The sequence below is a fragment of the Psychrobacter sp. VH5 genome, assembly GCF_050572635.1.
Lineage (GTDB): Bacteria > Pseudomonadota > Gammaproteobacteria > Pseudomonadales > Moraxellaceae > Psychrobacter > Psychrobacter celer.
The window spans coordinates 2,900,891-2,926,433 of sequence record NZ_CP192145.1 but is presented as its reverse complement, the minus strand read 5'-3'; the positions used below and the strand labels follow the sequence as shown (position 1 = coordinate 2,926,433).

17 protein-coding genes, 2 tRNA genes and 3 rRNA genes are annotated in these 25,543 nt (G+C 46.8%); 16 read left to right on the top strand and 6 right to left on the bottom strand.

Annotation, left to right across the window (positions count from 1 at the left end; genetic code table 11):
- The first annotated feature begins 130 nt into the window (after positions 1-130).
- Positions 131-781 carry a hypothetical protein gene (locus tag ACNFVB_RS12210; protein ID WP_430737664.1) on the top strand — a complete coding sequence of 217 codons (651 nt, stop codon included), beginning with the start codon at positions 131-133 and terminating at the stop codon, positions 779-781.
- Positions 782-805: 24 nt separating this feature from the next.
- On the opposite strand, the gene ACNFVB_RS12205 is transcribed toward ACNFVB_RS12210, so the two are convergent.
- On the bottom strand, positions 806-1,558 hold the full coding sequence (locus tag ACNFVB_RS12205; protein ID WP_430737663.1) for an SDR family NAD(P)-dependent oxidoreductase: 753 nt from the start codon (positions 1,556-1,558) through the stop codon (positions 806-808).
- A 74-nt stretch (positions 1,559-1,632) separates the two neighbouring features.
- A complete protein-coding gene (gene upp, locus ACNFVB_RS12200; protein ID WP_075101966.1) occupies positions 1,633-2,280 on the bottom strand; it encodes a uracil phosphoribosyltransferase in 648 nt (215 codons plus the stop codon).
- Between the two features lie 466 nt (positions 2,281-2,746).
- Here upp and ACNFVB_RS12195 point away from each other — a divergent pair, with 466 nt between their 5' ends.
- The 11 genes from ACNFVB_RS12195 (at position 2,747) to ACNFVB_RS12145 (ending at position 14,800) form a co-directional block, all read left to right on the top strand.
- The gene (locus tag ACNFVB_RS12195; RefSeq protein ID WP_075101977.1) at positions 2,747-3,409 is read left to right on the top strand and encodes a DNA glycosylase; all 663 of its coding nucleotides are present in this window, start codon (positions 2,747-2,749) and stop codon (positions 3,407-3,409) included.
- Between the two features lie 784 nt (positions 3,410-4,193).
- Positions 4,194-5,731: ribosomal RNA gene (locus ACNFVB_RS12190) — 16S ribosomal RNA — on the top strand.
- Between the two features lie 73 nt (positions 5,732-5,804).
- Positions 5,805-5,881 (top strand) — tRNA-Ile (locus ACNFVB_RS12185).
- 8 nt (positions 5,882-5,889) lie between these two features.
- Positions 5,890-5,965: transfer RNA gene (locus tag ACNFVB_RS12180), tRNA-Ala, on the top strand.
- A gap of 327 nt (positions 5,966-6,292) precedes the next feature.
- Positions 6,293-9,143 (top strand): 23S ribosomal RNA (locus ACNFVB_RS12175).
- 123 nt (positions 9,144-9,266) lie between these two features.
- Positions 9,267-9,381, top strand: a 5S ribosomal RNA gene (gene rrf / locus ACNFVB_RS12170).
- The 16S, 23S and 5S rRNA genes sit together here with 2 tRNA genes alongside, the layout of an rRNA operon.
- 466 nt (positions 9,382-9,847) lie before the next feature.
- Positions 9,848-10,906: a TRAP transporter substrate-binding protein gene (locus ACNFVB_RS12165; RefSeq protein ID WP_430737662.1), complete on the top strand. Its 1,059-nt coding sequence runs from the start codon at positions 9,848-9,850 to the stop codon at positions 10,904-10,906.
- A 17-nt stretch (positions 10,907-10,923) separates the two neighbouring features.
- A complete protein-coding gene (locus ACNFVB_RS12160) occupies positions 10,924-11,451 on the top strand; it encodes a TRAP transporter small permease (protein WP_201586380.1) in 528 nt (175 codons plus the stop codon).
- On the top strand, positions 11,448-12,737 hold the full coding sequence (locus ACNFVB_RS12155; protein WP_430737661.1) for a TRAP transporter large permease: 1,290 nt from the start codon (positions 11,448-11,450) through the stop codon (positions 12,735-12,737). Before ACNFVB_RS12160 ends, ACNFVB_RS12155 begins: the two co-directional genes overlap by 4 nt.
- 204 nt (positions 12,738-12,941) lie before the next feature.
- Positions 12,942-13,967, top strand: a complete 1,026-nt coding sequence (locus tag ACNFVB_RS12150; RefSeq protein WP_192993289.1) for a 5'-nucleotidase — start codon at positions 12,942-12,944, stop codon at positions 13,965-13,967.
- A 230-nt stretch (positions 13,968-14,197) separates the two neighbouring features.
- The gene (locus ACNFVB_RS12145) at positions 14,198-14,800 is read left to right on the top strand and encodes a rhomboid family intramembrane serine protease (protein ID WP_192993291.1); all 603 of its coding nucleotides are present in this window, start codon (positions 14,198-14,200) and stop codon (positions 14,798-14,800) included.
- 14 nt (positions 14,801-14,814) lie between these two features.
- Here the strand turns inward: ACNFVB_RS12145 and ACNFVB_RS12140 are convergent, their stop codons facing one another.
- The 3 genes from ACNFVB_RS12140 to ACNFVB_RS12130 form a co-directional block, all read right to left on the bottom strand.
- Positions 14,815-15,363: a hypothetical protein gene (locus ACNFVB_RS12140; RefSeq protein ID WP_430737660.1), complete on the bottom strand. Its 549-nt coding sequence runs from the start codon at positions 15,361-15,363 to the stop codon at positions 14,815-14,817.
- A gap of 237 nt (positions 15,364-15,600) precedes the next feature.
- Positions 15,601-17,469, bottom strand: a complete 1,869-nt coding sequence (locus tag ACNFVB_RS12135; RefSeq protein WP_430737659.1) for a sodium:solute symporter family protein — start codon at positions 17,467-17,469, stop codon at positions 15,601-15,603.
- 3 nt (positions 17,470-17,472) lie between these two features.
- The gene (locus ACNFVB_RS12130) at positions 17,473-17,733 is read right to left on the bottom strand and encodes a DUF4212 domain-containing protein (RefSeq protein ID WP_100748990.1); all 261 of its coding nucleotides are present in this window, start codon (positions 17,731-17,733) and stop codon (positions 17,473-17,475) included.
- Positions 17,734-18,409: 676 nt separating this feature from the next.
- Between ACNFVB_RS12130 and ACNFVB_RS12125 the strand changes: the two genes are divergently transcribed.
- Positions 18,410-19,906 carry an alanine/glycine:cation symporter family protein gene (locus ACNFVB_RS12125; protein ID WP_192993297.1) on the top strand — a complete coding sequence of 499 codons (1,497 nt, stop codon included), beginning with the start codon at positions 18,410-18,412 and terminating at the stop codon, positions 19,904-19,906.
- A gap of 128 nt (positions 19,907-20,034) precedes the next feature.
- On the opposite strand, the gene ACNFVB_RS12120 is transcribed toward ACNFVB_RS12125, so the two are convergent.
- Positions 20,035-21,672 carry an electron transfer flavoprotein-ubiquinone oxidoreductase gene (locus ACNFVB_RS12120; RefSeq protein ID WP_288998299.1) on the bottom strand — a complete coding sequence of 546 codons (1,638 nt, stop codon included), beginning with the start codon at positions 21,670-21,672 and terminating at the stop codon, positions 20,035-20,037.
- Between the two features lie 563 nt (positions 21,673-22,235).
- On the opposite strand from ACNFVB_RS12120, the gene ACNFVB_RS12115 reads away from it, so the two are divergent.
- The 3 genes from ACNFVB_RS12115 (at position 22,236) to ACNFVB_RS12105 (ending at position 25,456) form a co-directional block, all read left to right on the top strand.
- Positions 22,236-22,985, top strand: coding sequence for a DUF1285 domain-containing protein (locus ACNFVB_RS12115; protein ID WP_430737658.1), 750 nt, complete (start codon positions 22,236-22,238; stop codon positions 22,983-22,985).
- Positions 22,986-23,191: 206 nt separating this feature from the next.
- Positions 23,192-24,241 carry a glutamate racemase gene (gene murI / locus ACNFVB_RS12110; protein ID WP_430737657.1) on the top strand — a complete coding sequence of 350 codons (1,050 nt, stop codon included), beginning with the start codon at positions 23,192-23,194 and terminating at the stop codon, positions 24,239-24,241.
- Positions 24,242-24,427: 186 nt separating this feature from the next.
- On the top strand, positions 24,428-25,456 hold the full coding sequence (locus ACNFVB_RS12105; RefSeq protein WP_430737656.1) for a DUF4062 domain-containing protein: 1,029 nt from the start codon (positions 24,428-24,430) through the stop codon (positions 25,454-25,456).
- Positions 25,457-25,543 lie beyond the last annotated feature (87 nt).

Here is a 25,543-nt window from a genome sequence, read left to right as displayed (position 1 = left end):
TGATAAAACCCTGCTATATTAAAACAATTAAACTGACCATAGCATAAAAAATGCCTAGCGGTAATAGCGGCGAGCAGGTTAAGGGATGAGCGGCCGATCAATGATCATCAGTGACATAAAGGAAGAGTGTATGAGCAAATCGACGTTAGCCTTGCTTGATAGTAGTTTGTATCCACAGATCTGGCAGCAGCAAACTTTTGCAACCCCGCAGGCGCTACTAGTCGCGATGCTAAGCGCAGAGAGCATGCCTGATGCTCGGGATTTTACACAACAGTTATTAGCCAATGAGGTGTATCAGGACTGGATCAATAGCAGTGTGTTTGGCCGCTATTTGCATCGGAACTTTACCGCTTTTTATCGGCAAAGCGAGGACAGCTTTAATACCGATATGCCCGCATTATTTCGCCGTGAGCTGACGCGTCATGCGCAGTATTTACCGCTGGGGCAAGTGCTGTTTTTTGCAGGTGATATGCCAAAGCAGGTACGACAAACCAAGCTGCTAACCACCACGGTCAATCCTGCGACTGCTATCATCGATGCGCAGCCAAGTAGCCGTGCTGTGCAATATACACAGATGGTAGTCAATCAGATAACCATCGTCGGCAAACACCTCTTAGGCTTTCCTATTCGCCATAATAAGCGCACCAGTGAGCGCATTCGAAATGAAGTGCTGATTTTGGACTTTCAGCAGTTAACGCTGGTCAAAGAAACCCAAATTCAACCCAAAAAAAGAAGCAATATAGATGAGACTATATTGCTTCGGTCTTATGAGTTACGTTAGAGAGCAAAACGGCCGGCTAAGCTTTTAACAGCCTTGCTTCGCAATGGTCAGACCATTATAAGTTTGCGCCACTGGCATCACTTCCAAGCGATTGACATTGATATGGGCGGGCGATTCAATCAACCACAATAAAATATCGCCGATATCCTCACCGGTCATGGTTTTAAAGCCGTCATAGACTTTGGCCGCTTTCTCATCATCGCCATGATAGCGCACGTTCGAAAACTCAGTGCCCGCGACATTACCTGGTTCAAGATTGGTGACGCGCACCTGCGTACCGACTAAGTCCGCGCGCAGATTTAAGCTAAACTGTTTGACAAAGGCTTTGGTCGCGCCATAGACATTACCGCCAAAGTATGGCCAACTGCCAGCGATAGAGCCGACATTGATGACATAACCGCTGTCGCGTGCCACCATCGCAGGTAGTACAGCGTGGGTCAGCGTCACCAGACCTTTGATATTGGTATCGAGCATACGCATCCAGTCATTGAGATCTGCCTCATGGGCAGGCTCGGTGCCGAGCGCTAGCCCAGCATTATTTACCAAGACATCGATTTGGCTAAAGTCTTTTGGCAGATCAGCGATAATTGGAGCAATAGACTGGGTATCGCTGACATCCATAACGACTGGCAAAAACGCCTCGCCCAATGTAGCTGCCAGTGCATCAAGCTTATCGCGGCGTCTGGCACAACCGATCACTTGGTGGCCTTGTGCTACTAACTTCTCCGCCAGCGCTTTACCGAATCCAGCACTTGCTCCTGTAATCAATACGTTCATGTTATATCCTTATAAGTGATATCGTATGTGGCTTTTGTGATATGAATGGTGCGCTGTTTTGTGGCAGCTTGCGCTTATCTATTAAATAGCTGTTTACCAAAGATTTTATCGCCAGCATCGCCAAGACCTGGGATGATATAGCCGTGCTCATCTAAATGGCTGTCTAGCGCCGCTGTAAAGATGGTCACATCAGGATGCGCTTCGTTGACCAAACGCACCCCTTCAGGAGCCGCTACCAATACCAACGCCTTGATATTGGTACAGCCGTTTTTCTTTAGCATCTCAATGGTTGCGACCATCGAGCCGCCTGTGGCTAGCATTGGGTCAATGATTAGGGCAGGGCGCTTGTCCATGTGGCTGACGAACTTTTCAAAGAAAGGTACAGGCTGCAAGGTTTCTTCGTCACGTTGTAAGCCGACGACAGAGATTTTGGCCGTAGGGATCAAATCGAGTACCCCATCTAGCATGCCAATGCCGGCACGTAAGATAGGTACGATGGTTGCCGTCTTACCGATGATTTGCTCACCTGTGATTTCACCACACCAGCCTTCCATTGGGAAGGTCTCAATTTCAAAATCACGGCTTGCTTCGTACGCCATCAAGCGCGCAAGCTCTTTGGTTAATGTACGAAATTTATAAGTGCTACAGTCTTTTTCGCGCATTAGGCTGAGTTTATGACGGACTAGCGGATGATCGATTACAGTAATTTTTAAGTCACTCATAAGTACTCTCTTGGTTTTGGCTTGGTTTTGGGTCTGATGCTTGCGCAGTCGCTGCGGTTGCCATTAGTATAAAAAATACAAACACTTACCACACGTTACCCCGCCTTTAGCGCATTCATAGTAAGCTTAGCCTACCTAACAACCGCGCCTAGAGCTTTTATCTCTTGACAGTACGATTCTCTTTGACTACATAAATGGCGACATATATGACATATATAGAGTTATCACAACATGCTTACCGCGCAAAATATTACCAATAAAGTTGAATTGTTATGGTAAGCGGCCACGTATTGAGCGCATCAATGAAGATGCTATGTTGTATTAAATCGACTATATTTTACTATTATGGATGACTATATGACGTCAGGGTCGGTGAAGTAGTGTTTAGGCCTGCTATGATACCAAAAAAACCGCTTTTTTGATGAAGAATCTTATGACCAATCAACCAACTAGCAACCAGCACCCCATGTCTCATACAGAAATCGACGCAGCATTGTCAAAAGACGATGCTTTAGAAGTAGAAACCCATCCGTTTGCCCCAGTACTGCCTGCAAATGCCAATGTAATGATGATGGGCACCTTTCCACCGACCGCTGATAAATGGGCAATGCGCTTTCACTATCCAAACTTTTATAATGATATGTGGCGTATTTATGGCGGCGTGTTTTTTGACGATATTGATTACTTTAGAGTAGAAGGTGAAAAGCGTTTTGATCCTGAGCGTATTCGCGACTTTATGTTTGATCGCGGTATTGCCTCGTGCCCGACGGTGAAGCAAGCCATTCGTGAGACCGGAAATGCGTCGGACAAACACCTAACCGTCGTTACCCCAGTGGATTTAGATAATATCTTGCTGCAAGTACCAAAGGTTAAGACGCTCTTTACCACTGGCGGCAAAGCAACTGAGGTCTTGCTAAGCTTACTAGTGGAGCCACCTGCCAAATCCAAGCATCCGAAGACCAATCAAAGCATGCAGTATCCTTATCATTGGCAGCATCATGACAAAGACCCCGCCGTCAAAGAGCTGACCTTATATCGCCTGCCCTCCACCTCGCGCGCTTATCCTTTGGCGTTAGACAAAAAAATCGCCGCCTATAAAGCTTTTTTTGAAAAAATGGGCAAGCTATAAAGGATACATAAAGAAGCATAGATAGAATAACGTCGTCTGAGAACCAAGAGGGCTAAACGCTAAAACAGAGTAATTGAGATTAGCGGTAAATTATTTTCCCTGTTAACTGTTTGATATATATCAAGTATCAATCATCATGCCAAATAATCTCTTAATTAATAAGTCTGGCCCCTTGACCCCCACCCAAATACGCGTATAATGCCACCCAGTCGAAAGGGAAGGCGGATTAAAGAGTGGCTCATTCAAAGAATGATTTATTATTTTAAACTCTTAAACTCCAAGCCTGACCAACTAATTTAAAATAAACCAAATTAGTTCTTGACTTACCAAATAAAGCGTCTATAATACGCACCTCATCAGGACAAGCTAAGCATTACTAGGGTAGATTACATAGTAACAACACAGCGAACCTTGAGAAACAAATTAGATAAAAAGCTTGACAAACCAAATCTTTATGATATGATAGTCGGCTCGCTAATAACGATAAGCACATTGCTTAGTTATTAGTTATATAACTCTTTAACTGGACGACAGTGAAGAGACACTATTTAAAAGCACAACTAAAGAACAACTTGTGTGGATTTTTGCTGATATAGAATGCTAAAAAATAAAGTTGGTTTTGACTTCTTTTCGGGAGTTAAATCTAACTATAAAAATTATCATTTACTCAGCAGAAAAACTCAAAGTTAATTCATTACGAACATAATTTTAAGCGATTTGCTAGATAAATGAGCCAAGATTAGAAGTCATCTTCCTATTTATAGGTAAAGGCTTCAGAAAGATTAAACTGAAGAGTTTGATCATGGCTCAGATTGAACGCTGGCGGCAGGCTTAACACATGCAAGTCGAGCGGAAACGATGGGAGCTTGCTCCCAGGCGTCGAGCGGCGGACGGGTGAGTAACACTTAGGAATCTACCTAGTAGTGGGGGATAGCTCGGGGAAACTCGAATTAATACCGCATACGTCCTACGGGAGAAAGGGGGCAGTTTACTGCTCTCGCTATTAGATGAGCCTAAGTCGGATTAGCTAGTTGGTGGGGTAAAGGCCTACCAAGGCGACGATCTGTAGCTGGTCTGAGAGGATGATCAGCCACACCGGGACTGAGACACGGCCCGGACTCCTACGGGAGGCAGCAGTGGGGAATATTGGACAATGGGGGAAACCCTGATCCAGCCATGCCGCGTGTGTGAAGAAGGCCTTTTGGTTGTAAAGCACTTTAAGCAGTGAAGAAGACCTAACGGTTAATACCCGTTAGCGATGACATTAGCTGCAGAATAAGCACCGGCTAACTCTGTGCCAGCAGCCGCGGTAATACAGAGGGTGCAAGCGTTAATCGGAATTACTGGGCGTAAAGCGAGCGTAGGTGGCTTGATAAGTCAGATGTGAAATCCCCGGGCTTAACCTGGGAACTGCATCTGATACTGTTAAGCTAGAGTAGGTGAGAGGGAAGTAGAATTCCAGGTGTAGCGGTGAAATGCGTAGAGATCTGGAGGAATACCGATGGCGAAGGCAGCTTCCTGGCATCATACTGACACTGAGGTTCGAAAGCGTGGGTAGCAAACAGGATTAGATACCCTGGTAGTCCACGCCGTAAACGATGTCTACTAGTCGTTGGGTCCCTTGAGGACTTAGTGACGCAGCTAACGCAATAAGTAGACCGCCTGGGGAGTACGGCCGCAAGGTTAAAACTCAAATGAATTGACGGGGGCCCGCACAAGCGGTGGAGCATGTGGTTTAATTCGATGCAACGCGAAGAACCTTACCTGGTCTTGACATACACAGAATCTTGTAGAGATACGAGAGTGCCTTCGGGAATTGTGATACAGGTGCTGCATGGCTGTCGTCAGCTCGTGTCGTGAGATGTTGGGTTAAGTCCCGCAACGAGCGCAACCCTTGTCCTTAGTTACCAGCGGGTTAAGCCGGGAACTCTAAGGATACTGCCAGTGACAAACTGGAGGAAGGCGGGGACGACGTCAAGTCATCATGGCCCTTACGACCAGGGCTACACACGTGCTACAATGGTAGGTACAGAGGGCAGCTACACAGCGATGTGATGCGAATCTCAAAAAGCCTATCGTAGTCCAGATTGGAGTCTGCAACTCGACTCCATGAAGTAGGAATCGCTAGTAATCGCGGATCAGAATGCCGCGGTGAATACGTTCCCGGGCCTTGTACACACCGCCCGTCACACCATGGGAGTTGATTGCACCAGAAGTGGTTAGCCTAACTTAGTGAGGGCGATCACCACGGTGTGGTTGATGACTGGGGTGAAGTCGTAACAAGGTAGCCGTAGGGGAACCTGCGGCTGGATCACCTCCTTATAGACAGCATTCGGTCAGCAAGAATTCACAACAAGTTGTTCTTTAGTTTAAGCTTACGTTTTAGGACGTACTAGGGTCTGTAGCTCAGCTGGTTAGAGCACCGTGTTGATAACGCGGGGGTCGGTGGTTCAAGTCCACCTAGACCCACCATTATACATGGGGCCATAGCTCAGTTGGTAGAGCGCCTGCCTTGCACGCAGGAGGTCAACGGTTCGACTCCGTTTGGCTCCACCACTACAAACCTCGGAAGCTTAGCGTGCAAATAAATACAATAGGTATTAAATAGAAACAAGTGATTTATCTTTGAATAAAGACACGATTACTTCTTTCTGTTTTATACGGAAATCTATGACTTGACGAAAGCATAGAGACTATTTAAAAACATAGATATGAGTCTGGGTTAGCAATAACATTTCACGTGTTATTGTTAACCTGAAGACTAGCCTTTAACGACATTGTTTGTTATCCCAAGGGCTAGTCTTCAAAGTAAAGAGAACTGAATCAAGCGTAAACATAGGTGATATCGTTATAATTGCTGACAAAGACCCCTTGGGGTTGTATGGTCAAGTAATTAAGCGCACATGGTGGATGCCTTGGCAGTCAGAGGCGATGAAAGACGTGACAGCCTGCGATAAGCTTCGGGGAGGCGGCAATATCCTGTGATCCGGAGATTTCTGAATGGGAAACCCACTTACCATAAGGTAAGTATCTTGTACTTGTACAAGAAGCGAACGAGGGAAGTGAAACATCTCAGTACCCTTAGGAATAGACATCAATTGAGATTCCCTAGTAGCGGCGAGCGAACGGGGAGAAGCCGATTAATGCTAATGTAGAAGAACAGCGTGGGAAAGCTGACCATAGTAGGTGATAGTCCTGTATTCGAAACATTAGCGTTAACATATTAAGTAGAGCGGGGCACGAGAAATCCTGTTTGAAGATGGGGGGACCATCCTCCAAGGCTAAATACTCCTGACTGACCGATAGTGAACCAGTACCGTGAGGGAAAGGCGAAAAGAACCCCTGTGAGGGAGTGAAATAGAACCTGAAACCGTGTGCGTACAAGCAGTGGGAGCCCACTTGTTGGGTGACCGCGTACCTTTTGTATAATGGGTCAGCGACTTATATTCTGTAGCAAGGTTAACCGTTTAGGGGAGCCGTAGGGAAACCGAGTCTTAATAGGGCGTCTAGTTGCAGGGTATAGACCCGAAACCGAGTGATCTATCCATGAGCAGGTTGAAAGTGCCGTAACAGGCACCGGAGGACCGAACCCACTGTCGTTGAAAAGCCAGGGGATGACTTGTGGATAGGGGTGAAAGGCTAATCAAACTCGGTGATAGCTGGTTCTCCCCGAAAGCTATTTAGGTAGCGCCTCGGACGAACACCATTGGGGGTAGAGCACTGTTTCGGCTAGGGGTCATACCGACTTACCAAACCGATGCAAACTCCGAATACCGATGAGTGATATCCGGGAGACACACGGTGGGTGCTAACGTCCATCGTGGAGAGGGAAACAACCCAGACCGCCAGCTAAGGCCCCAAATTCCTAGTTAAGTGGGAAACGAGGTGGGAAGGCATAGACAGCTAGGAGGTTGGCTTAGAAGCAGCCATCCTTTAAAGAAAGCGTAATAGCTCACTAGTCGAGTCGGCCCGCGCGGAAGATGTAACGGGGCTCAAACTAGGAGCCGAAGCTGCGGATTTGAATTTGTTTCAAGTGGTAGGGGAGCGTTGTGTAAGCCTGTGAAGGTGTGTTGTAAAGCATGCTGGAGGTATCACAAGAGCGAATGCTGACGTGAGTAACGATAATGCGAGTGAAAAGCTCGCACGCCGGAAGACCAAGGGTTCCAGTCCAACGTTAATCGGGGCTGGGTGAGTCGACCCCTAAGGCGAGGCCGAAAGGCGTAGTCGATGGGAAATCGGTTAATATTCCGATACTTGTTTATGATGCGATGGAGGGACGGAGAAGGTTATGCCAGCTCAGCGATGGTTGTCTGAGTGGAAGGGTGTAGGTTTATAGCTTAGGTAAATCCGGGCTATTTCATACCGAGATCTGATAGCAAGTCCTACTTGTAGGACGAAGTGGCAAATACCATGCTTCCAGGAAAAGCTTCTAAGCGATAGTCATAAACGAATCGTACCCTAAACCGACACAGGTGGTCAGGTAGAGAATACCAAGGCGCTTGAGAGAACTCTGCTGAAGGAACTAGGCAAAATGGTACCGTAACTTCGGGAGAAGGTACGCTGCTGATGGTGAAGGACTTGCTCCGTAAGCTATTGGCAGTCGCAGATACCAGGCTGCTGCAACTGTTTATTAAAAACACAGCACTCTGCAAACACGAAAGTGGACGTATAGGGTGTGATGTCTGCCCGGTGCTGGAAGGTTAATTGATGGGCTTAGCGTATGCGAAGGTCTTGATCGAAGCCCCAGTAAACGGCGGCCGTAACTATAACGGTCCTAAGGTAGCGAAATTCCTTGTCGGGTAAGTTCCGACCTGCACGAATGACATAATGATGGCAGCGCTGTCTCCAGCAGAGACTCAGTGAAATCGAAATCGCAGTGAAGATGCTGTGTACCCGCGGCTAGACGGAAAGACCCCGTGAACCTTTACTACAGCTTTACATTGAACTTTGACCTGACTTGTGCAGGATAGGTGGGAGGCTTTGAAACCGAGACGCCAGTCTTGGTGGAGCCATCCTTGAAATACCACCCTGGTCATGTTGGGGTTCTAACTCAGGTATCACAATACCGAGGACAATGTATGGTGGGTAGTTTGACTGGGGCGGTCTCCTCCTAAAGAGTAACGGAGGAGTACGAAGGTGCGCTCAGAACGGTCGGAAATCGTTCATAGAGTATAAAGGCAAAAGCGCGCTTAACTGCGAGACCCACAAGTCGAGCAGGTACGAAAGTAGGTCTTAGTGATCCGGTGGTTCTGTATGGAAGGGCCATCGCTCAACGGATAAAAGGTACTCTGGGGATAACAGGCTGATACCGCCCAAGAGTTCATATCGACGGCGGTGTTTGGCACCTCGATGTCGGCTCATCTCATCCTAGGGCTGAAGCAGGTCCTAAGGGTATGGCTGTTCGCCATTTAAAGAGGTACGCGAGCTGGGTTTAGAACGTCGTGAGACAGTTCGGTCCCTATCTACCGTGGGCGTTGGAAATTTGAGAGGATCTGCTCCTAGTACGAGAGGACCAGAGTGGACGAACCGCTGGTGTTCGGGTTGTCATGCCAATGGCATTGCCCGGTAGCTACGTTCGGATGGGATAACCGCTGAAAGCATCTAAGCGGGAAGCCCACCTCAAGATTAGATTTCCCTAAAGAGCCGTTCAAGACTAGGACGTTGATAGGCAGGGTGTGGAAGCGCAGTGATGCGTGTAGCTAACCTGTACTAATTGCTCGTTTGGCTTGACCATACAACACCCAAGTGGTTTGTATCAAGCAATTATTCGATATCACCGTTATCCTTGATTCAGTTAGGATAAGTGATACTTAAGTCATTAAGTAAAACAAACATAGACTCATATCTAACCCTCTTTGCTGACGACAATAGCACGATGGCACCACCTGATCCCTTCCCGAACTCAGAAGTGAAACATCGTTGCGCCAATGGTAGTGTGGCTCCGGCCATGTGAGAGTAGGTCATCGTCAGCTCTCTATTCTAAGAAGAGTCATCCTTAACCGGGTGGCTCTTTTTTTTGCCTTTAATTTAGTCATTACCATATTACCATGTGACCTACGCAGCTATTCCTATTCAAAGGAATAGCTCTTGCGAACCTGAGGAGGGATAAGCGAAACACGGTTTCGTCCGACGCAAGACAAGAGCTGTGCTCGCAGTTTGGCATGCAATTTTTTAACGGTTCTCAGGTCATCGTCAGCTCCCTATACCCTAAAAGCCCCCAACTTAGTGTTGGGGGCTTTTTTTTGGGTGCGGTTTTTATGTTTTATTCTAATAAAATGATTTGACTTATATCATTATAACTGCTAATTTTAAATAGTAATATTTATTACAGGTCTATAAAAGGATGTTTTAGGCTTGTAACGTCATAAATGATTTGACGAGATAAATACTCAGTTTGTCTTTGACCTTTATTCTTACAGTTATCAAAAGGAATTGATAATGAAGTTAGCTCCCCTTTTTTCGATTGGTGCATTAGCTGCCGCGAGTCTTTTTGGTTGTTCAAATCAATCTGCGGATAGTACCGATGGTGTATCAGCAAATTCTCAAGAAACCACTGTCCTACGTTTTTCTCATTTTTGGCCTGCAACCTCCTCAATCAGTACAGAAGTTTTTGAGCCATGGGCCAAGCAAATCGAAACTGATTCTGATGGCCGATTAAAAGTTGAGCTATACCCTTCAGCAGGTCTTGCAAAAGCTGACGTGACCTATGAGTCCGCTGCTAAAGGCACTATAGATATTGGCTCACAAGCGCATGGTTATACCAGTGGACGTTTTCCATTAACGCAGATCACTGAGCTTCCAGGTTTGTCTAATTCTGCCACACAGATGGGCTGTATGCTACAAACCCTCTATGATGACGGCACCTTGGCCGGTGAGTATGAAGATTCACATCTCCTCTTTATGTATGGTGCTGGACCTGGCTCTTTGCACACGACCGATAAGCTAATACGCACGCCAGCAGATATGAAGGGCATGCGTATTCGTCGTCCTTCTGCGGTCGCTGGTGATATCATAGAAAGTGCTGGAGCCTCACCTGTGGGTTTGCCTGCTAATGATATGTATACTTCTTTACAGCGCGGTGTCGTTGATGGTTTGAGCTTTCCGTGGGAAGCTGTGACAGCTTTTAAAATAGACGAAATCACCAAGTATCATACCAATATTCCTTTTTATAGCTCTGCCCTGATGGTCACGATGAATAAGGACAAATACGACGCCCTGCCTGATGATTTAAAACAAGTTCTTGATAACAACTCAGGCATGGCGCTTGCCAAAAAGGTAGGTGAAGTATTTGATAAACATGACGATATGGCAATAAAAGCGGCTCAAGCTAAAGGCGATGAGATTGTGGAGGTTCCAGATCCATTAAATGATCCAGATTGGCGAGGTCCGTTATTAGAAGGCACAAAGAAATATCTCAAAGATGTAAATGCTTTGGGCCTAGATGCAGATAGTGTCTACGAAAAAGCCAAAGCCGCCAGCGCCGCCTGCAAGGTCTAACCTAAAGGAGTCGCCGTATGGCCTACTTGGTCAAAATCAGTACCTTCATCTCACGGCTATGTCAGCTCATCGGTGGTATCAGTCTGATCATCATCGTTTTGACCACCATGCTAGATGTTACCGCCCGTTATATCTTCAAGCTCACCGGCGGTGAGTTTGGTTTCACTGTCAAAGGCAGCGTCGAGATTGTTTCTTATTTTATGCTGTTTGCGCTATTAGCTGCCTTTGCCGCTTTTGTTGAACGCTCACAAATCATTGTTGATGTTTTCACCCAAAAGATGCCCAAGTCTATCAAAGGCTATATGATGGGCGTCTTTATGCTGGGGTTCTTTATCATCGGTATCGTCTTTGCTTGGGGGCTGTTTGAGAGCGCCGTTGATGCTATCGAGTTTGGCAAAGTCACCCAGGATTTGCGGGTTTCAATGATGCCTATTTACCTTGTCAGCGCCTTTTTAAGTGCTCTGCTGGCCATTCGATCCTTGATCGAGTCCATCAATATCTTTAAGACAGGCGAGTTTTTTGACGCTGAGGAGACAGGCGCATGAGTCCAGAAATCGTTGGAGCCATCGGCTTAGTTGTCATGATCCTACTCGTCGTCTTACGAGTACCCGTTGCCCTTGCTATGCTTGGTGTTGGTCTGGTCGGCTTTGGCGCTGTGACGGCACCGAGTGGCGCTGTACAAATGCTCAAAGACCTCCCTGTCGACGTTTTAGCCAAATATGACTTTAGTGCCATTCCGTTATTTATCTTGATGGGCGTTTTTGCCACTCATTCTGGTATGGCGGGAAAATTGTTTGGAGCAACCCGCACCATCTTTGGCGGTGTTAGGGGCAGTTTGGGAATCGCCGGTATCGGTTCATCGGGTATCTTTGCCTCAATCTCGGGATCATCGTTAGCGACCGCCTCTACCATGACCAAAGTGGCCTTACCACAAATGGAGAAGTATGGCTATCAGCCAGGCTTTGCCTGCGGCATTTTAGCGGCTGGTGGTACGCTTGGAATTATGATTCCGCCCAGTATTGCCTTACTGGTTTATGCCATTTTGACCCAGCAGTCGGTCGGTGACATGTTTATTGCAGGATTTTTGCCCGGTATGCTAGGTATGGTCATGTATTCGATCACTGTCATGATCATGGTGCGCTGGAAACCACACTTGGCGCAGCGCGGTGAGTCTACCTCATGGAAAGCCAAGCTTGTAGCATTGACAGGACTCATTCCCTTTAGCTTTATCTTCATCGTTATTATCGCTGGTATTTTCTTTGGGTTGTTTACCCCAACGGAAGGCGCTGCCGTCGGGGCATTCATTTCTTGGGCTTATGCATTTGCCAAAGGCATGCGTATGAAGGGACTGAAGCAGTCGTTGATTGAAACCTTAGCATTATCTGCAGTGGTATTTTTCATGCTACTAGGTGCAGAGGCACTGGGCTACTTTATCTCAGTTTCTAGATTGTCATATACCTTAGCGAGCTGGATTGGTACCTTGGCAGTGAGTCCGATGGTGGTGCTGATTTGTATTTTGATCATGTACTTCTTATTAGGGCTGTTTATGGATGCCTTGGCGATGCTGGTCATCACCATTCCGGTGGTGTATCCAATCATTATAGCCTTAGGGTTTGATCCGGTATGGTTTGGTATCATCGCAGTACTGACGGTAGAGCTTGGACTGATTACGCCACCGATGGGCATGAACATCTTTGTGATTAAGGCGATGGCACCGCATATTAAGCTGTCCGATATGTTTCGAGGGGTGGCGCCGTTTATTGTTTCCGATGTGATTCGCTTGGTGATTTTGGTGGCGTTCCCTGCGATTTCTCTAGTACTGCTAGCATAACCTTTCTCAGATAATAGTCTAAACGGTAACTGTGTTTAAATGGCCATATTGTTTATAAAGCAATATGGCTTTTTTGTTGTAATAATTGAACGATTACGCTCGCTATCGGTGCTAGCGCCAGTCATAAAAGTGCCATATATCTTCTGATAGCGCCTTGTTACAATAACCCCTACCATGGAGCCTGACAAGTGAGAGCCTTTTATTATGGCAGTTGATTTTAGTAATACGTTGATTGTAGCGATTTCTGCAACGGCGCTGTTTGATTTAACGGAGTCTGAGAGCTATTTGTCGCAGTTATTAGCGCAGCATCCTGATACGGCCATTAAAGCGTTTCGCGATTATATGACGGAGCGCGAAAACGATCCTTTGAGCATTGGTGCAGGCTATCCCCTGATAAAAGCGCTGCTAAACCTCAACAGATACTGTCAGGCTGACAGTCAAGAAACTGAGCTAGAAGCGCCGCTAGTTGAGGTGGTTATCGTCTCAAAAAGCAGCCCCGATACTGGTATTCAGGTTCTCAACGCCATTCGTGAGCATGGCCTCAATATTTCTCGATCAGCTTTCATCTCAGGTAGCCCGGTGGCGCCTTATATCGATGATTTTAATGTGGACTTGTTTTTGACCACCAATCGCGAGGACGCGCAGCAAGTTGCAGATGCCAATATTTGTGCGTGTGCCATCTTGGATGCGACGCCTGTCAATACTTATGAGCTGGATACTCAGCAGCTGCGTATCGCTTTTGATGGTGATGCGGTGCTTTTTGATGACTCAGGTGAGCTGCTTTATAAGCAAAAAGGGTTACGCGCCTTTCATGACCGTGAAGCCAAAATGCGGGATTTGCCGATAGAGAAGGGGCCGTACGCCGAGCTCTTGATTAAGCTCTCAAACTTGCAAGAGCGTCTGCCAGCAGGGCTTAGCTACTCTCCGATAAAAATCGCTCTGGTAACCGCTCGCAATGCCCCTGCTGATCTGCGGGCCATCAAAACATTGCGAGAGTGGGGCGTCAATGTCGATATGGCGTTTTTTTTGGGTGGACTAGAAAAGACAGCGGTGCTCAGAACCTTTGCGCCGCATATCTTTTTTGATGATTCAATTCAGCATATCGATGCGGCGCGCCGTTTTATCCCAACGGCTTTGGTGCCTTATCATTCAACCTCATTGCTGCATGGTGATAGCTATTTGGCCGCTGATAAAGAAAACAGTCTGCTATTTATACCAGTTCCACGTTGACAGACAATGTATAGTTAGCTGAATGTAAAACTGTTATGGATTTAAACGCGCTACTGGTATAAATTTTACTTGCGTGCTGCGTTCCCAGAGGCTGCGCAACCTACGTTTAAAAATAGCATCCCAGTAGTGCTATGACATTTTTAGAGTGTATCGACTATATCTGTTTTATTTAGAATCGACTATAGCATAAATATTAAATACAAAGCATAGAGTCAAGGGCAGGTCACGATATGAATGGGCAGCAGTTATTTTCTCTCATCATGACACGGGTCAAACAAGTCATCGGACTATATGCTTTTGTGCTGATGCCGATGTGGGGGATGTTTTTTTTAAATGAAACGGTCTTTTTTGGCATCTGGAATGTGTTTGGTATTGTACCGCGCGCCTTAGATGTGGGTAGCATGATAGGGGTAGTCGCTTCATGGACAATGCACGGCAACTTTTCTCACTTATTGGGCAATACTATCACGTTGTTGCAGATTTTATTTTTGTTTGGCTTGTTTGAAAAAAACGCCTATCGCACGGTGATTAAGCTGGCGATTGCCTCAGGGCTGGTCACTTGGGTCATCGGTTCGCCGTCTTCTATTCATATCGGCGCATCGGGGCTATGCTTTGCCATGATTGGGTATATGATCGGCGGCGCGGTATTTGCCAGACGTTGGGGCTACCTGCTCGCTTGTATTGTCATGGGTACAGGCTATTGGTTGATTATCAAGCAAGGTTTGATGCCGCAGCAAGGCATTTCATTTGCCGCGCATTTCGGCGGCTTGTGCGCCGGTCTGCTATTGGGTGCCAACTCAAAACATACCTATCAGGTAGGCTCTATACGCTAAACATGCCAGAGGCGTTATGGATTACTATCTGTGCAAACACGGATAAATAAAGAATCCGCTTTGGTCAATGGGTGCCATGTGCTGGTTTGCTGTACATGTTCATCAAGCGATAGGGTGCTGCTTGCTTTTGGCAGTATATAATCTGCACGCGCAGGCGCCGCGCAATCGATGACTTGCGGGATTTTTTGTACGCTTCTACGTCTTTCAAACAAATAAAGAGTGACTAAGTGCATATCCGCATTGTCTACTTGGACACGGGCATTTTTGATATCTGCGGCGATAAAACGCAGTATTTGCGGCTTGACATAAGACCAGGGCCGAAACCAAGTGCGACTCTCTGCTGTTTTGACCACCTCTACGCCCGAGGGTAACTTGCTGACTTGCTGAGAATACCAGTTGTATTCTTGATGAATTTGGAAGGTAAAAATGCCAATCGCTGCAAAGAGTGGCACCAGCCACTTTGGCGCGCGTTTGCCCGCCAGTTTACTAAGGTGAGTTATGATCAGTGCCAGTCCAGCCATACCAAACGCTGCGGCCATGGTGGCAATAAACTCAAAAAGCATAAAATCTTCCTTCTTAATGGGTTAGGGCGGTTTGTGTTCTATTTAGGCAAAAACAAATCTGGCAACCATCCAAGACTTATTCTGCACCTAAAGGGATAAAAAAATCACTCACAAGCAGCGCCTGCCTGTGAGTGACACTTTACGTATGATATCTATAATCATTCCAAGAAAAAAAGTGACGTTCAACATTTATCCTTTTAGCGTGGTTTGATTATAGAGCCCACATGGCTCGTACACCTAGTGGTCGATGGCACCGCCAGCGCCGCGCGGAGAGCGAACACTTTCAACCAGTTCTTGGATGTGCAGCGGTGGCGCTTTTGTCGAATAAGAAACGATAAAGGCGACTGCAAAGTTAATCAGCGCGCCAATGGCCCCAAACGACAGCGGTGAGATACCAAACAACCAGTACTCTGCGGTATCGGGGAAGTTGGCAGTACCACTGATAAAGAACCAGCCTTTAAAGACAAAGATATATACCAAGGTCGTGATAAGGCCGGCAAGCATCCCAAAGATTGCGCCCAGATTATTGATGCGTTTTGAGAAGATACCCATCATCAGCGCGGGGAACAAGGAGGCGCCAGCGATACCAAAGGCCAAGGCCACCACCTGTGCGGCAAACCCTGGCGGATTTAGGCCAAGCCACGTTGCCACCACAATCGCAATCGCCATAGAGATTCGAGCAACTTGTAGCTCTCCTTTATCAGTGATGTTTGGGTTGAGGTTTCGTTTGATTAAGTCGTGACTAATGGCAGACGAGATGGCCAGCAACAATCCTGCCGCGGTCGATAGCGCGGCTGCCAAACCACCAGCAGCGATAAGACCGATCACCCAAGGTGGCAGCTGAGCAATCTCTGGGTTGGCCAAGACTAAGATATCGTTATTGACATCCAGCTCATTACCCGCCCAACCTGTTTCAGCAAAGCGTCCATCAAGCTCTTGGTCGTGAGCGGCTTGCGCCTTGGCGACTTCTGCTGTAGCAGCGGTGACATCGCCACCTTCTGCTTCAGCGGTGTTAAGGGCTATTTGAGCGGCACCAAGTCCACTGTCGTTATACATCTGGATACGACCATCATTGTTTAGATCGTTATACTTGATAAGCCCTGTGTCTTCCCATGTCCGCATCCAGTCAGGACGCTGCTCATAAGGCAGTGCCGGCTGATCAACGCCTTGTGGATAGATGGTGTCGTTTAAGTTCAAACGGGCCATGGCACCCACCGCCGGAGCAGTAAAGTACAATAGCGAGATGAATACTAGTGTCCAACCCGCTGTCCAGCGCGCATCAGCGACTTTTGGTACGGTAAAGAAGCGAATGATAACGTGTGGTAGGCCTGCTGTACCAATCATAAGTGATAGCGTAAACAGTACCATGTTAAGCTTGTTTGGCACATCAGCAGTATAAGCAGCAAAACCAAGATCAGTGACGACTTGATCAAGCTTGGTCAAAATAGGCACGCCGGACTCAGCATGCGTAGAAAACAGACCCAAACCTGGAATAGGGTTGCCGGTCAGCTCAAGCGAGATAAAGACAGCCGGAATGGTATAGGCAATCATCAAGACGATGTACTGAGCGACCTGTGTATAGGTAATGCCTTTCATACCGCCTAGTACTGCGTAGAAAAACACCACTACTGCGGCAATGAGAAGACCTGTGTCATTCTCCACTTCCAAAAAGCGAGAGAAAGCAACACCTGCACCAGTCATCTGTCCGATAACATAGGTGGTCGATGCCACAATCAGACAAACCACCGCAATCATCGCTGCTGTCTTGGAATAAAAGCGATCGGAGATAAAGTCTGGAACCGTAAACTTACCGAATTTACGTAAGTATGGGGCAAGCAACATAGCGAGTAGTACATAACCGCCTGTCCAGCCCATCAAATAAGTTGAAGCACCATAACCACCAGCAGCAATCAAACCTGCCATGGAGATAAAGGACGCCGCACTCATCCAGTCAGCAGCGGTAGCCATACCGTTTACAACTGGATGTACGCCGCCGCCTGCCACATAGAATTCACTGGTGGTCCCAGCACGTGCCCAAATCGCGATACCGAAGTACAGCGCGAAAGACGCTCCTACAAAAATAATATTAATTATATATTGGCTCATGATCTATTCCTCATCTACGCCATATTGTTTGTCCAACTTATTCATACGCCAAGCGTAGAAAAAAATTAAGACGATAAAAACCCCGATAGAACCTTGCTGGGCAAACCAAAAGCCCAAATCAGTGCCACCGATTTTTATACCTGCCAAAAGAGGACGTAAGAGAATAGCAAAGCCATACGAGCATAATGCCCAAATGATAAGGCTGCCTAAAATGAGACGGACATTGGCACGCCAATAGCCGGATGGATCGTTATGGTTTTCCATAGGACAACTCCTTTTGTCTTACCTAAAATATCATGGTTGATCTCAGTCTCGTCAGTCTGATAAAGACATCTGACAAGCACGTACTGACGATCAGATAACGCGAGTGCTGATTTAGCATGATGACTATTTGCCAAGACACTGTATTTAAGAGCGCTATAACAAACAATATTTGAGGAAGAAAGGAGGGGGCAGACCATCCACTGTCTTTGATTACCGTCTCGTCTTCCTGACAAGCGTCTTAAAGTTTTTAGTATGCCAAACAATCATGACAATAAGTGAATATTCAATAAGTCACAATGCCTATAAAATTTAGTCTATCACTTTCAAGTCTGCGTCACTGCAAAAAAATATGCATAAACCAAAAATCCTGCATAACCATTAGTAATAAAGGCCTGATAGGTGGATAAAAGTATGTAACAACCATCACCGCTGGCTTACTTTGTGCAGTAAATTGGTTACTTTTATCATTCTATAGGATAGGAGAAGCCTGTAGTATTTATTTTAAAAATAAATATAGTTAACCGATAAGTAAACGTGATGGTTGTGGCGCACCGAATCTCTATAAAATGCACAGCAGATTTGACAACTGAGCATGGTATGCTGGTTTTAATGGCGTTTATTTGATATAAAACGCAAAAAATAAGCAAGTTTTAAAAAATATTCACGAGGAGTTGATATGAGTGAAGGGGTAGTAGGGTGGTTTAACAGCCTCGTAAATTATGGTGTCAGTATTATCTGGGGGAATAATGATTGGTTGATTGCCAATAACCCTTGGTATGGTCTGCTGATGTTTGTACTGATTGGCGCAGGTCTGTATTTTACTGTCGTGACACGTTTTATTCAGTTTCGCCACTTTGGTCATATGTGGAAGCTACTGCGCGTCTCCAACCAAGGACGCAAAAATGGTGGTATCAGCTCATTTGAAGCATTGATGACGTCGCTGGCGGCGCGTGTGGGTACGGGTAACTTGGCAGGGGTTGCGATTGCGATTTATCTCGGTGGCCCAGGTGCCGTGTTTTGGATGTGGATGACCGCGCTGGTTGGTATGTCGACCAGCTTTATCGAGTCGACGCTCGCCCAAGCATACAAAGTCCCTCACAACGACAATGTGTACCGCGGTGGACCGGCCTACTATATCGAAAAAGGCTTAGGTAAACGCTGGCTTGCGATATTTTTCTCACTGTGTCTGCTCGTGGCCTTTGGTCTTGCTTTCAATGGCGTACAGTCCAACACCATCGCACAAGCGACCAACGAAGCCTTTGGCGTGCCAACATGGATGACAGGCCTTGTATTGGTGGCACTGGTTGCGCCTGTGGTGTTTGGAGGGTTGCGCTCGGTGGCTCGTATCGCGGGCAAAATCGTCCCTATCATGGCGATTTTATATATTTTATTGGCACTGTTTATTATCATCACCAACCTTAGCCAATTCCCAGCTGCCATCGCCTTGATCGTAAAATCAGCTTTCGGATTTGAGCAAGCAGCGGGCGGGGTCATCGGTTATGGTATCGCTCAGGCGATGATCAACGGTATCAAACGCGGATTGTTTTCTAACGAAGCAGGCATGGGGTCGGCGCCCAATGCGGCAGCCACAGCCAAAAGTCATCCTGACCATCCCGCGGTGCAAGGGTTTATGCAAATGCTTGGCGTGTTTATGGATACGCTGGTGATCTGTACCGCAACGGCTGCTATCATCATTTTGTCAGGTGTGGTCGACCCCAATGTCGAGCAAGAAGGTATTCAGCTGACACAGCTGGCGTTGTCGCAGTACGTGGGTGATTTGGGTATTATCTTTGTCGCCATTGCCATTTTCTTCTTTTCTTTTACTTCTATTATTGCCAACTACAGCTATGGCGAGTCGAACCTTGAGTTTATCTCAGGCGCCAAAAACGCCAAAGTAATGATCATGATATTTCGCTTTATGGTATTGGGAATGGTGTTTATTGGTGCCATCGCCAGCTTGCCTGCGATTTGGAACTTTGCGGATTTATCCATGGGTATGATGGCACTCGTCAACTTGGTGGCTATTTTGCTCTTGTCTCCTGTGGCGCTACGCATACTGCGTGACTACGAGCGTCAAATCAAAGAAGGCAAATCAGGGACACAAATCAAATTTGACCCTGATGATTTTGTCAAATTAAAAGACGAAGCCAACCGTGACGCTTGGACAGATTAAGATGGGTTGTCGCGTCATTTAATTGAGACATTGAATGTATAAGTATTAAAAAACCGCCCTTATAAATTAAGGGCGGTTTTTTATTGCTCAGCGGTGAGCAGATGACTGCTCAAGGCTCTCCAACACCATTACATGTTTGGATAGTTGGGGCCACCGCCGCCTTCTGGTGTGACCCAAGTGATGTTCTGTGATGGATCTTTGATATCACAAGTCTTACAGTGTACGCAGTTTTGCGCGTTGATGACGAATTTTGCGCCTTCGGCATCCTTGACCACTTCATAGACGCCCGCTGGGCAGTACAAACGCGCAGGCTCGGCATAGAGGGGCAGGTTAATCGACACTGGCACCGTTGGGTCAGTGAGCTTAAGATGTGTTGGCTGATCTTCTGCGTGGTTGGTATTAGAGATAAATACTGATGACAGCTTATCAAATACCAGCTTACCATCTGGTTTTAGGTAGGTCGGCTGATAGGCATGGTTGGCACGCTCTAGCTGATCGTAGTCAGGGATGTTGTCATGCAGGGTCAGTGGCATTTTACCTTTTAATAGATTGTGCTCGATAAAGGTAAAGGCGCCGCCCATAAACAGACCCATGCGATGTATCGCAGGGGAGAAGTTGCGTGACTCATAGTTGTCTTGATATAACCACGACTCTTTATACATAGTGGTATAAGCCACCACTTCGTCGTGCTGGCGGTCGGCTTGCAGCGCCTCAAAAATCGCCTCAGCCGCAAGCATGCCTGATTTCATCGAGGTGTGTGTGCCTTTGATTTTGGCTGGGTTTAAGAAACCAGCATCGTCACCGACCAACACGCCGCCTGGGAAAGTGAATTTTGGTAGAGAGTTTAGGCCACCTTTGGTCAGGGCACGGGCACCGTAGGAAATACGCTTGCCGCCTTCTAATACATTTTTGATAACAGGGTGCGTCTTTAAGCGCTGCATTTCATCAAATGGCGACATATATGGATTGTGATAAGACAAATCTGCCACCAGACCAAAGCTGACTTGGTTATTTTCGTCGAAATACAACCACCAGCCACCCGTCGAGCCAGTTTCGGTCAATGGCCAGCCAAGACCGTGCATGACCACGCCTTGCTCATGTTTTTCAGGTGCCACTTCCCATAGCTCTTTTAGACCGATACCATAATGCTGAGGATCAGCGTCTTTATCGAGACTAAAGCGGCTGATTAAACGTTTGCCCAAGTGACCGCGGCTACCTTCAGCAAAGATGGTGTATTTGGCCAGTAGCTCATAGCCTGGCTCAAAGCTTGGCTTGGCCTCACCGTTAGCCGCCACACCCATATCGCCTGTCAAAATACCACGTACTGAGCCGTCATCATTATATAAGATATCGGCGGCAGGGAAACCTGGGAACATCATCACTTCTAGCTCTTCTGCCTGTACGGCAAGCCAGCGCACCACATTGCCTAGCGAGACGATATAGTTGCCATCGTTGTGCATCGGTGCTGGGATTAAGGGGTCAGGTACTTTGGTCGAGCGCGTGGCTGAATTGAGGTAATAAAAACGATCTTCGGTCGCAGGTACGTTGAGCGGGGCACCTTTTTCTTTCCAGTCAGGGATGAGCTCATTGAGCGCGCGTGGCTCGATAACTGCGCCAGATAAGGTATGAGCGCCAAACTCAGAGCCTTTTTCGACCACACAAACCATAAACTCATCATTGCCCGCCTCAATGGCAAGCTGACGTAGACGGATAGCCGCAGACAAACCTGCAGGACCGCCGCCGACGATGATGACATCAAACTCCATAGACTCGCGTTCTATCTCAGGCTCTGCAGCCACGCTTTGTGCTTGCACGTCTTGCTCGACCGTATCTGTCGCTACAGTATCGCCATCAACGACTGGCTTTTGATTGTCTTGCTCTTGCATACCTACTCCTAAACTTATGGTGGCTTATCTCAGGGCATCATTAGCTTAACAATTAAATAATAGACTTGTGGCGCTAACGTCACTCGACATATGGCTGCCCGATAAAAACTGTCTGCGCCGTATCAATAACAATGAGCTGGGCTCTTTGCGACAAACCATTTATGCAAAGATATCAACACCTTAAAAAACGCCTCATTGATACAGCGATACAGCACCCACTTAACCATGTAAATAAAAACACGTAAATGAAAAATCGTTACTCATTATAAAAGAAAAGTCCTACAAACACGATACGCATTTGTGAGTATCGATGTTAAGGTAAAATTAAAATAATGAGCTAATTATGATGATTGATTGACGACAAAGATTCATCATACCTGAAACTAAAATTTATAGTCACAATAGATTTGCCAAACTTTGCATACTAGATAGGAAATCATAAGATGGATAGCCATAACAAGCAAGCCAATAAACACCAAAACGATACGCCACAAGCCCCAAACGACGTGCCATCAGACCTAAATAGTATGGACGCATTGAGCCAGTATCTAAAGACCACTGCTGGGGCGCGCGAGGGGCGAGCCATACCGCCCCTAGAGTGCTGGCATCCTGAGCAAGTGACGGATATGGATTTGGTGATCAAGGCAAATGGCGAGTGGTGGCACGAAGGCGGGCAAATGACCAGAGAGTCATTGGTGAGTCTGTTTGCCACGATTTTGTGGAAAGAAGAAAATCAGGGCAAAACAGAGTACTTTTTAAAGACGCCTGTACAAAAAATTCGTATTCAAGTTGAAGATGCGCCGTTATTGATCAACGATGTGGGTATCGTTGAGGAAGCAGGCGTGCGCTGGTTGGAGTTTACCACGACCACAGGCGATGTCGTTCGCCTAGATGACGAGCACAAAATCGTATTAAAGGCGTATAATCCTAATGTATTAGACAAGCATGCCGAGAGTCAGCCTCAGGCCAGCAGCGCTCAAGCCAATAATGCACAAAACGCCAAAGACCATCAGCAACAAGCAGCCGAGCAGCAAGTACGTCCGTATATGCCCGTCAGACAGGGCTTGATGGCGCTGATCGGCCGCAATACGTTTTATCATTTGGCTGAAATTGGTGAGCTGACAGAGCAAAACGGCGAGACGATATTAACCTTACAAAGTGGTGGGCAATGCTATCAGTTATCGATGCCTTAACATATCAATGTTTTAACGTACCAATCAAATTAGCAATAACTTAAGCTATCAAGGCCTTAAGCTATTGCTAATTTGTAGAATAAACAATAAATAGCAAAGCGTGACAGGATGTGTGTAGCAGTTTGATTGACTACCGACAAGTCACGCAATCAGTAGTATAAAGATACCGATATGACCAAAAAAACGACAGTACAGCCATGAAGGGTATGAGCAAAAATGACGCGCTAAACGTGGATAGGGCACATCCTGAGGCTGTGCTAGCCAAACACATGAAGACAGCGGCTATCTGGCAGGCTGCTGCTCATGAGGTGGCAGCTGAGACAACGACTTATCATGCCGACCCAAACGCACCGATAGGCTTATTTGACTCGGGGGTAGGCGGTCTGTCTGTGTATCTGCATCTGGCCGAGCAGCTGCCTGCTGAGCGCTATGTCTATTATGCCGATACGCTACATGTCCCTTATGGTAATCGCGACAGCACTGATATTGAGAGGCTGACATTAAGAGCGATCGAGTGGCTATATCAGCAAGGCTGCAAACTTATCGTTATCGCTTGCAACAGTGCTTCTGCCTATGCGCTAGAGACGGCTAGGCGTTGTTATCCGCAGCTGCCTATTGTGGGATTGGTGCCAGCATTAAAACCGGCGGTACTGGCCAGCAATACCCATCGCGTGGCGGTGCTGGCGACCAAGGCGACCTTAAATGGTGCGTTACTAAACAAGGTTATCGATGCGTTTGCTCTGCCCAATAATGTAGAAGTGACTAAGTACTTTGACCCTCTACTAGTGCCATGGGTGGAGGCGGGCATGCCAGAGGCGGACGAGACCGCGCGGCGTTTACGTCAGCAGCTCATGGTCTTCGCGCAAGCTGGTATCGATCAGTTGGTCCTTGGGTGCACGCATTATCCGTTTTTTAAGGGTTTCTTGTTGGAGGAAATTGCGCGCCAGCAGTTATCGATACAGGTATTGGACTCAGGACAGGCGATTGCAGAGCGGGTCAAGCAGCTGCTACTGAGCAATCAGCTATTGGCAAGTGCTAATATTAAAGGCAATGGTAATAACCATATCAATGAATATTGCAATGATGATGGCGAGAATGACAACAACGCTCACCGAGCGATAGCGACAAATCATCAAATACCGCCTAGTATTCGACTGCCGTTGACTTTTTATGCCAGCAAATATGACGATACGTTGGGCGCTTTGATAAAACAATTGGTCGGGCAAGAGACCGTTTTGCAATACGCTTCTAAATAAGTGCTATCATGGTTTTTCTGATCAGCGGTTTGAGTGTCAGGCGCGCCTATATGACGATGAAACTGCTGTAGTCGAAATAAAATAATTCCATTTCTATAAGTTTATGCTAGTCTGTGCAAAACAAGATATTTGTGCTTTATTTTATCTGCTCGTTACTTATGTCACGACTGAAGCTTAGAGGTGATTGTGCCAAACCGTCGCTATCATATCCACGTCATATGCGCTGATAATGATCAATTGCTGGTATTGGATAACCTAGCGATATTTTTTCAGGCGCGCGCTTTTTTGACTTATGATGTGTCAAGCCAACTGTCAAAGGCATCGTTATATGGGCGCCAATGCATCGACTCCTGCGACTATGCGTTGATGGTAATCGGTGATAGCTATGGCACCGCACAAAAAACCGGCGTCAGCCAAATGCATTTGAGCTATCTAAATGCCAAAGCCAAGCTCAAGCCTTTACTGGTCTTAATCAAAAACCAGCCGCCAAACAGCGCCATCAGCCGCCAGTTGCAAGAATTTATCAACGCAGTGACCAAGCAAGACAATCGCATATACTACTATGACAATGCTGATGAAATCGAAAGCCTGCTGGTACAAGCCTATCACACCATCATTGCTGCACATAAAGTCACGGGCGGCTGGATAAAGGCCAGTGACGAGGTCATTGAGTTTAGCAAACAAGCCACTATGCAAAAACCCGCTGAGCGGCTGTCCGCCAAAAAAGCCATCAACAAACACAGCCTGACCCAACATAATCTTACCTACCGTCATGAGCAGCCCAAAGCCAGCTTTGCAGAAGATAATGTCAGTAACCCCATCGTTTTGACAGAGTCCTTTGATATCTCCTATAGTGCGCAAGCCTATGCAGGGGGTAACCTGACAGATGTGACACGGCCGATGACGCTGACATGGCAAGAGGTACTGAGCGCCTTATCAAAAATTCCCTCAACGTTCTCTAGCTATGGTTTACAAACCGCCATCAACCGACTGATAGCATCAAAAGCTGAAGCAGACGTCAAGCAAGACATGCCAAATGTCCACGCGGTTGCACGCTGTCAGATATCACAAGACGACTTAAACGTCTTGCAGCGTCAGCTGGTCAGTGCCAATTGGATACAGCTGACCACCTATGGCACACGGGTATCGCAGGAGCTATGGAAGATGACTTTTTATGCAAAAAACTTGTTAAAAAACACCCCGTCTCAGTCTTAATCTGCCTTTTTTAAATTTTTCTCTTCTTTATTGGTTTACTTTTCTCAGTAGTCCTCCAGTAGTAGCTGTCTCGAGCAGATATACCGC

Bases quoted from the DNA above. Each gene is read 5' to 3' on its own strand.
- ACNFVB_RS12210 (WP_430737664.1), top strand. From the start codon at position 131: ATGAGCAAATCGACGTTAGCCTTGCTTGATAGTAGTTTGTATCCACAG.
- ACNFVB_RS12205 (WP_430737663.1), bottom strand. From the start codon at position 1,558: ATGAACGTATTGATTACAGGAGCAAGTGCTGGATTCGGTAAAGCGCTG.
- upp (WP_075101966.1), bottom strand. From the start codon at position 2,280: ATGAGTGACTTAAAAATTACTGTAATCGATCATCCGCTAGTCCGTCAT.
- ACNFVB_RS12195 (WP_075101977.1), top strand. From the start codon at position 2,747: ATGTCTCATACAGAAATCGACGCAGCATTGTCAAAAGACGATGCTTTA.
- ACNFVB_RS12165 (WP_430737662.1), top strand. From the start codon at position 9,848: ATGAAGTTAGCTCCCCTTTTTTCGATTGGTGCATTAGCTGCCGCGAGT.
- ACNFVB_RS12160 (WP_201586380.1), top strand. From the start codon at position 10,924: ATGGCCTACTTGGTCAAAATCAGTACCTTCATCTCACGGCTATGTCAG.
- ACNFVB_RS12155 (WP_430737661.1), top strand. From the start codon at position 11,448: ATGAGTCCAGAAATCGTTGGAGCCATCGGCTTAGTTGTCATGATCCTA.
- ACNFVB_RS12150 (WP_192993289.1), top strand. From the start codon at position 12,942: ATGGCAGTTGATTTTAGTAATACGTTGATTGTAGCGATTTCTGCAACG.
- ACNFVB_RS12145 (WP_192993291.1), top strand. From the start codon at position 14,198: ATGAATGGGCAGCAGTTATTTTCTCTCATCATGACACGGGTCAAACAA.
- ACNFVB_RS12140 (WP_430737660.1), bottom strand. From the start codon at position 15,363: ATGCTTTTTGAGTTTATTGCCACCATGGCCGCAGCGTTTGGTATGGCT.
- ACNFVB_RS12135 (WP_430737659.1), bottom strand. From the start codon at position 17,469: ATGAGCCAATATATAATTAATATTATTTTTGTAGGAGCGTCTTTCGCG.
- ACNFVB_RS12130 (WP_100748990.1), bottom strand. From the start codon at position 17,733: ATGGAAAACCATAACGATCCATCCGGCTATTGGCGTGCCAATGTCCGT.
- ACNFVB_RS12125 (WP_192993297.1), top strand. From the start codon at position 18,410: ATGAGTGAAGGGGTAGTAGGGTGGTTTAACAGCCTCGTAAATTATGGT.
- ACNFVB_RS12120 (WP_288998299.1), bottom strand. From the start codon at position 21,672: ATGGAGTTTGATGTCATCATCGTCGGCGGCGGTCCTGCAGGTTTGTCT.
- ACNFVB_RS12115 (WP_430737658.1), top strand. From the start codon at position 22,236: ATGGATAGCCATAACAAGCAAGCCAATAAACACCAAAACGATACGCCA.
- murI (WP_430737657.1), top strand. From the start codon at position 23,192: ATGAGCAAAAATGACGCGCTAAACGTGGATAGGGCACATCCTGAGGCT.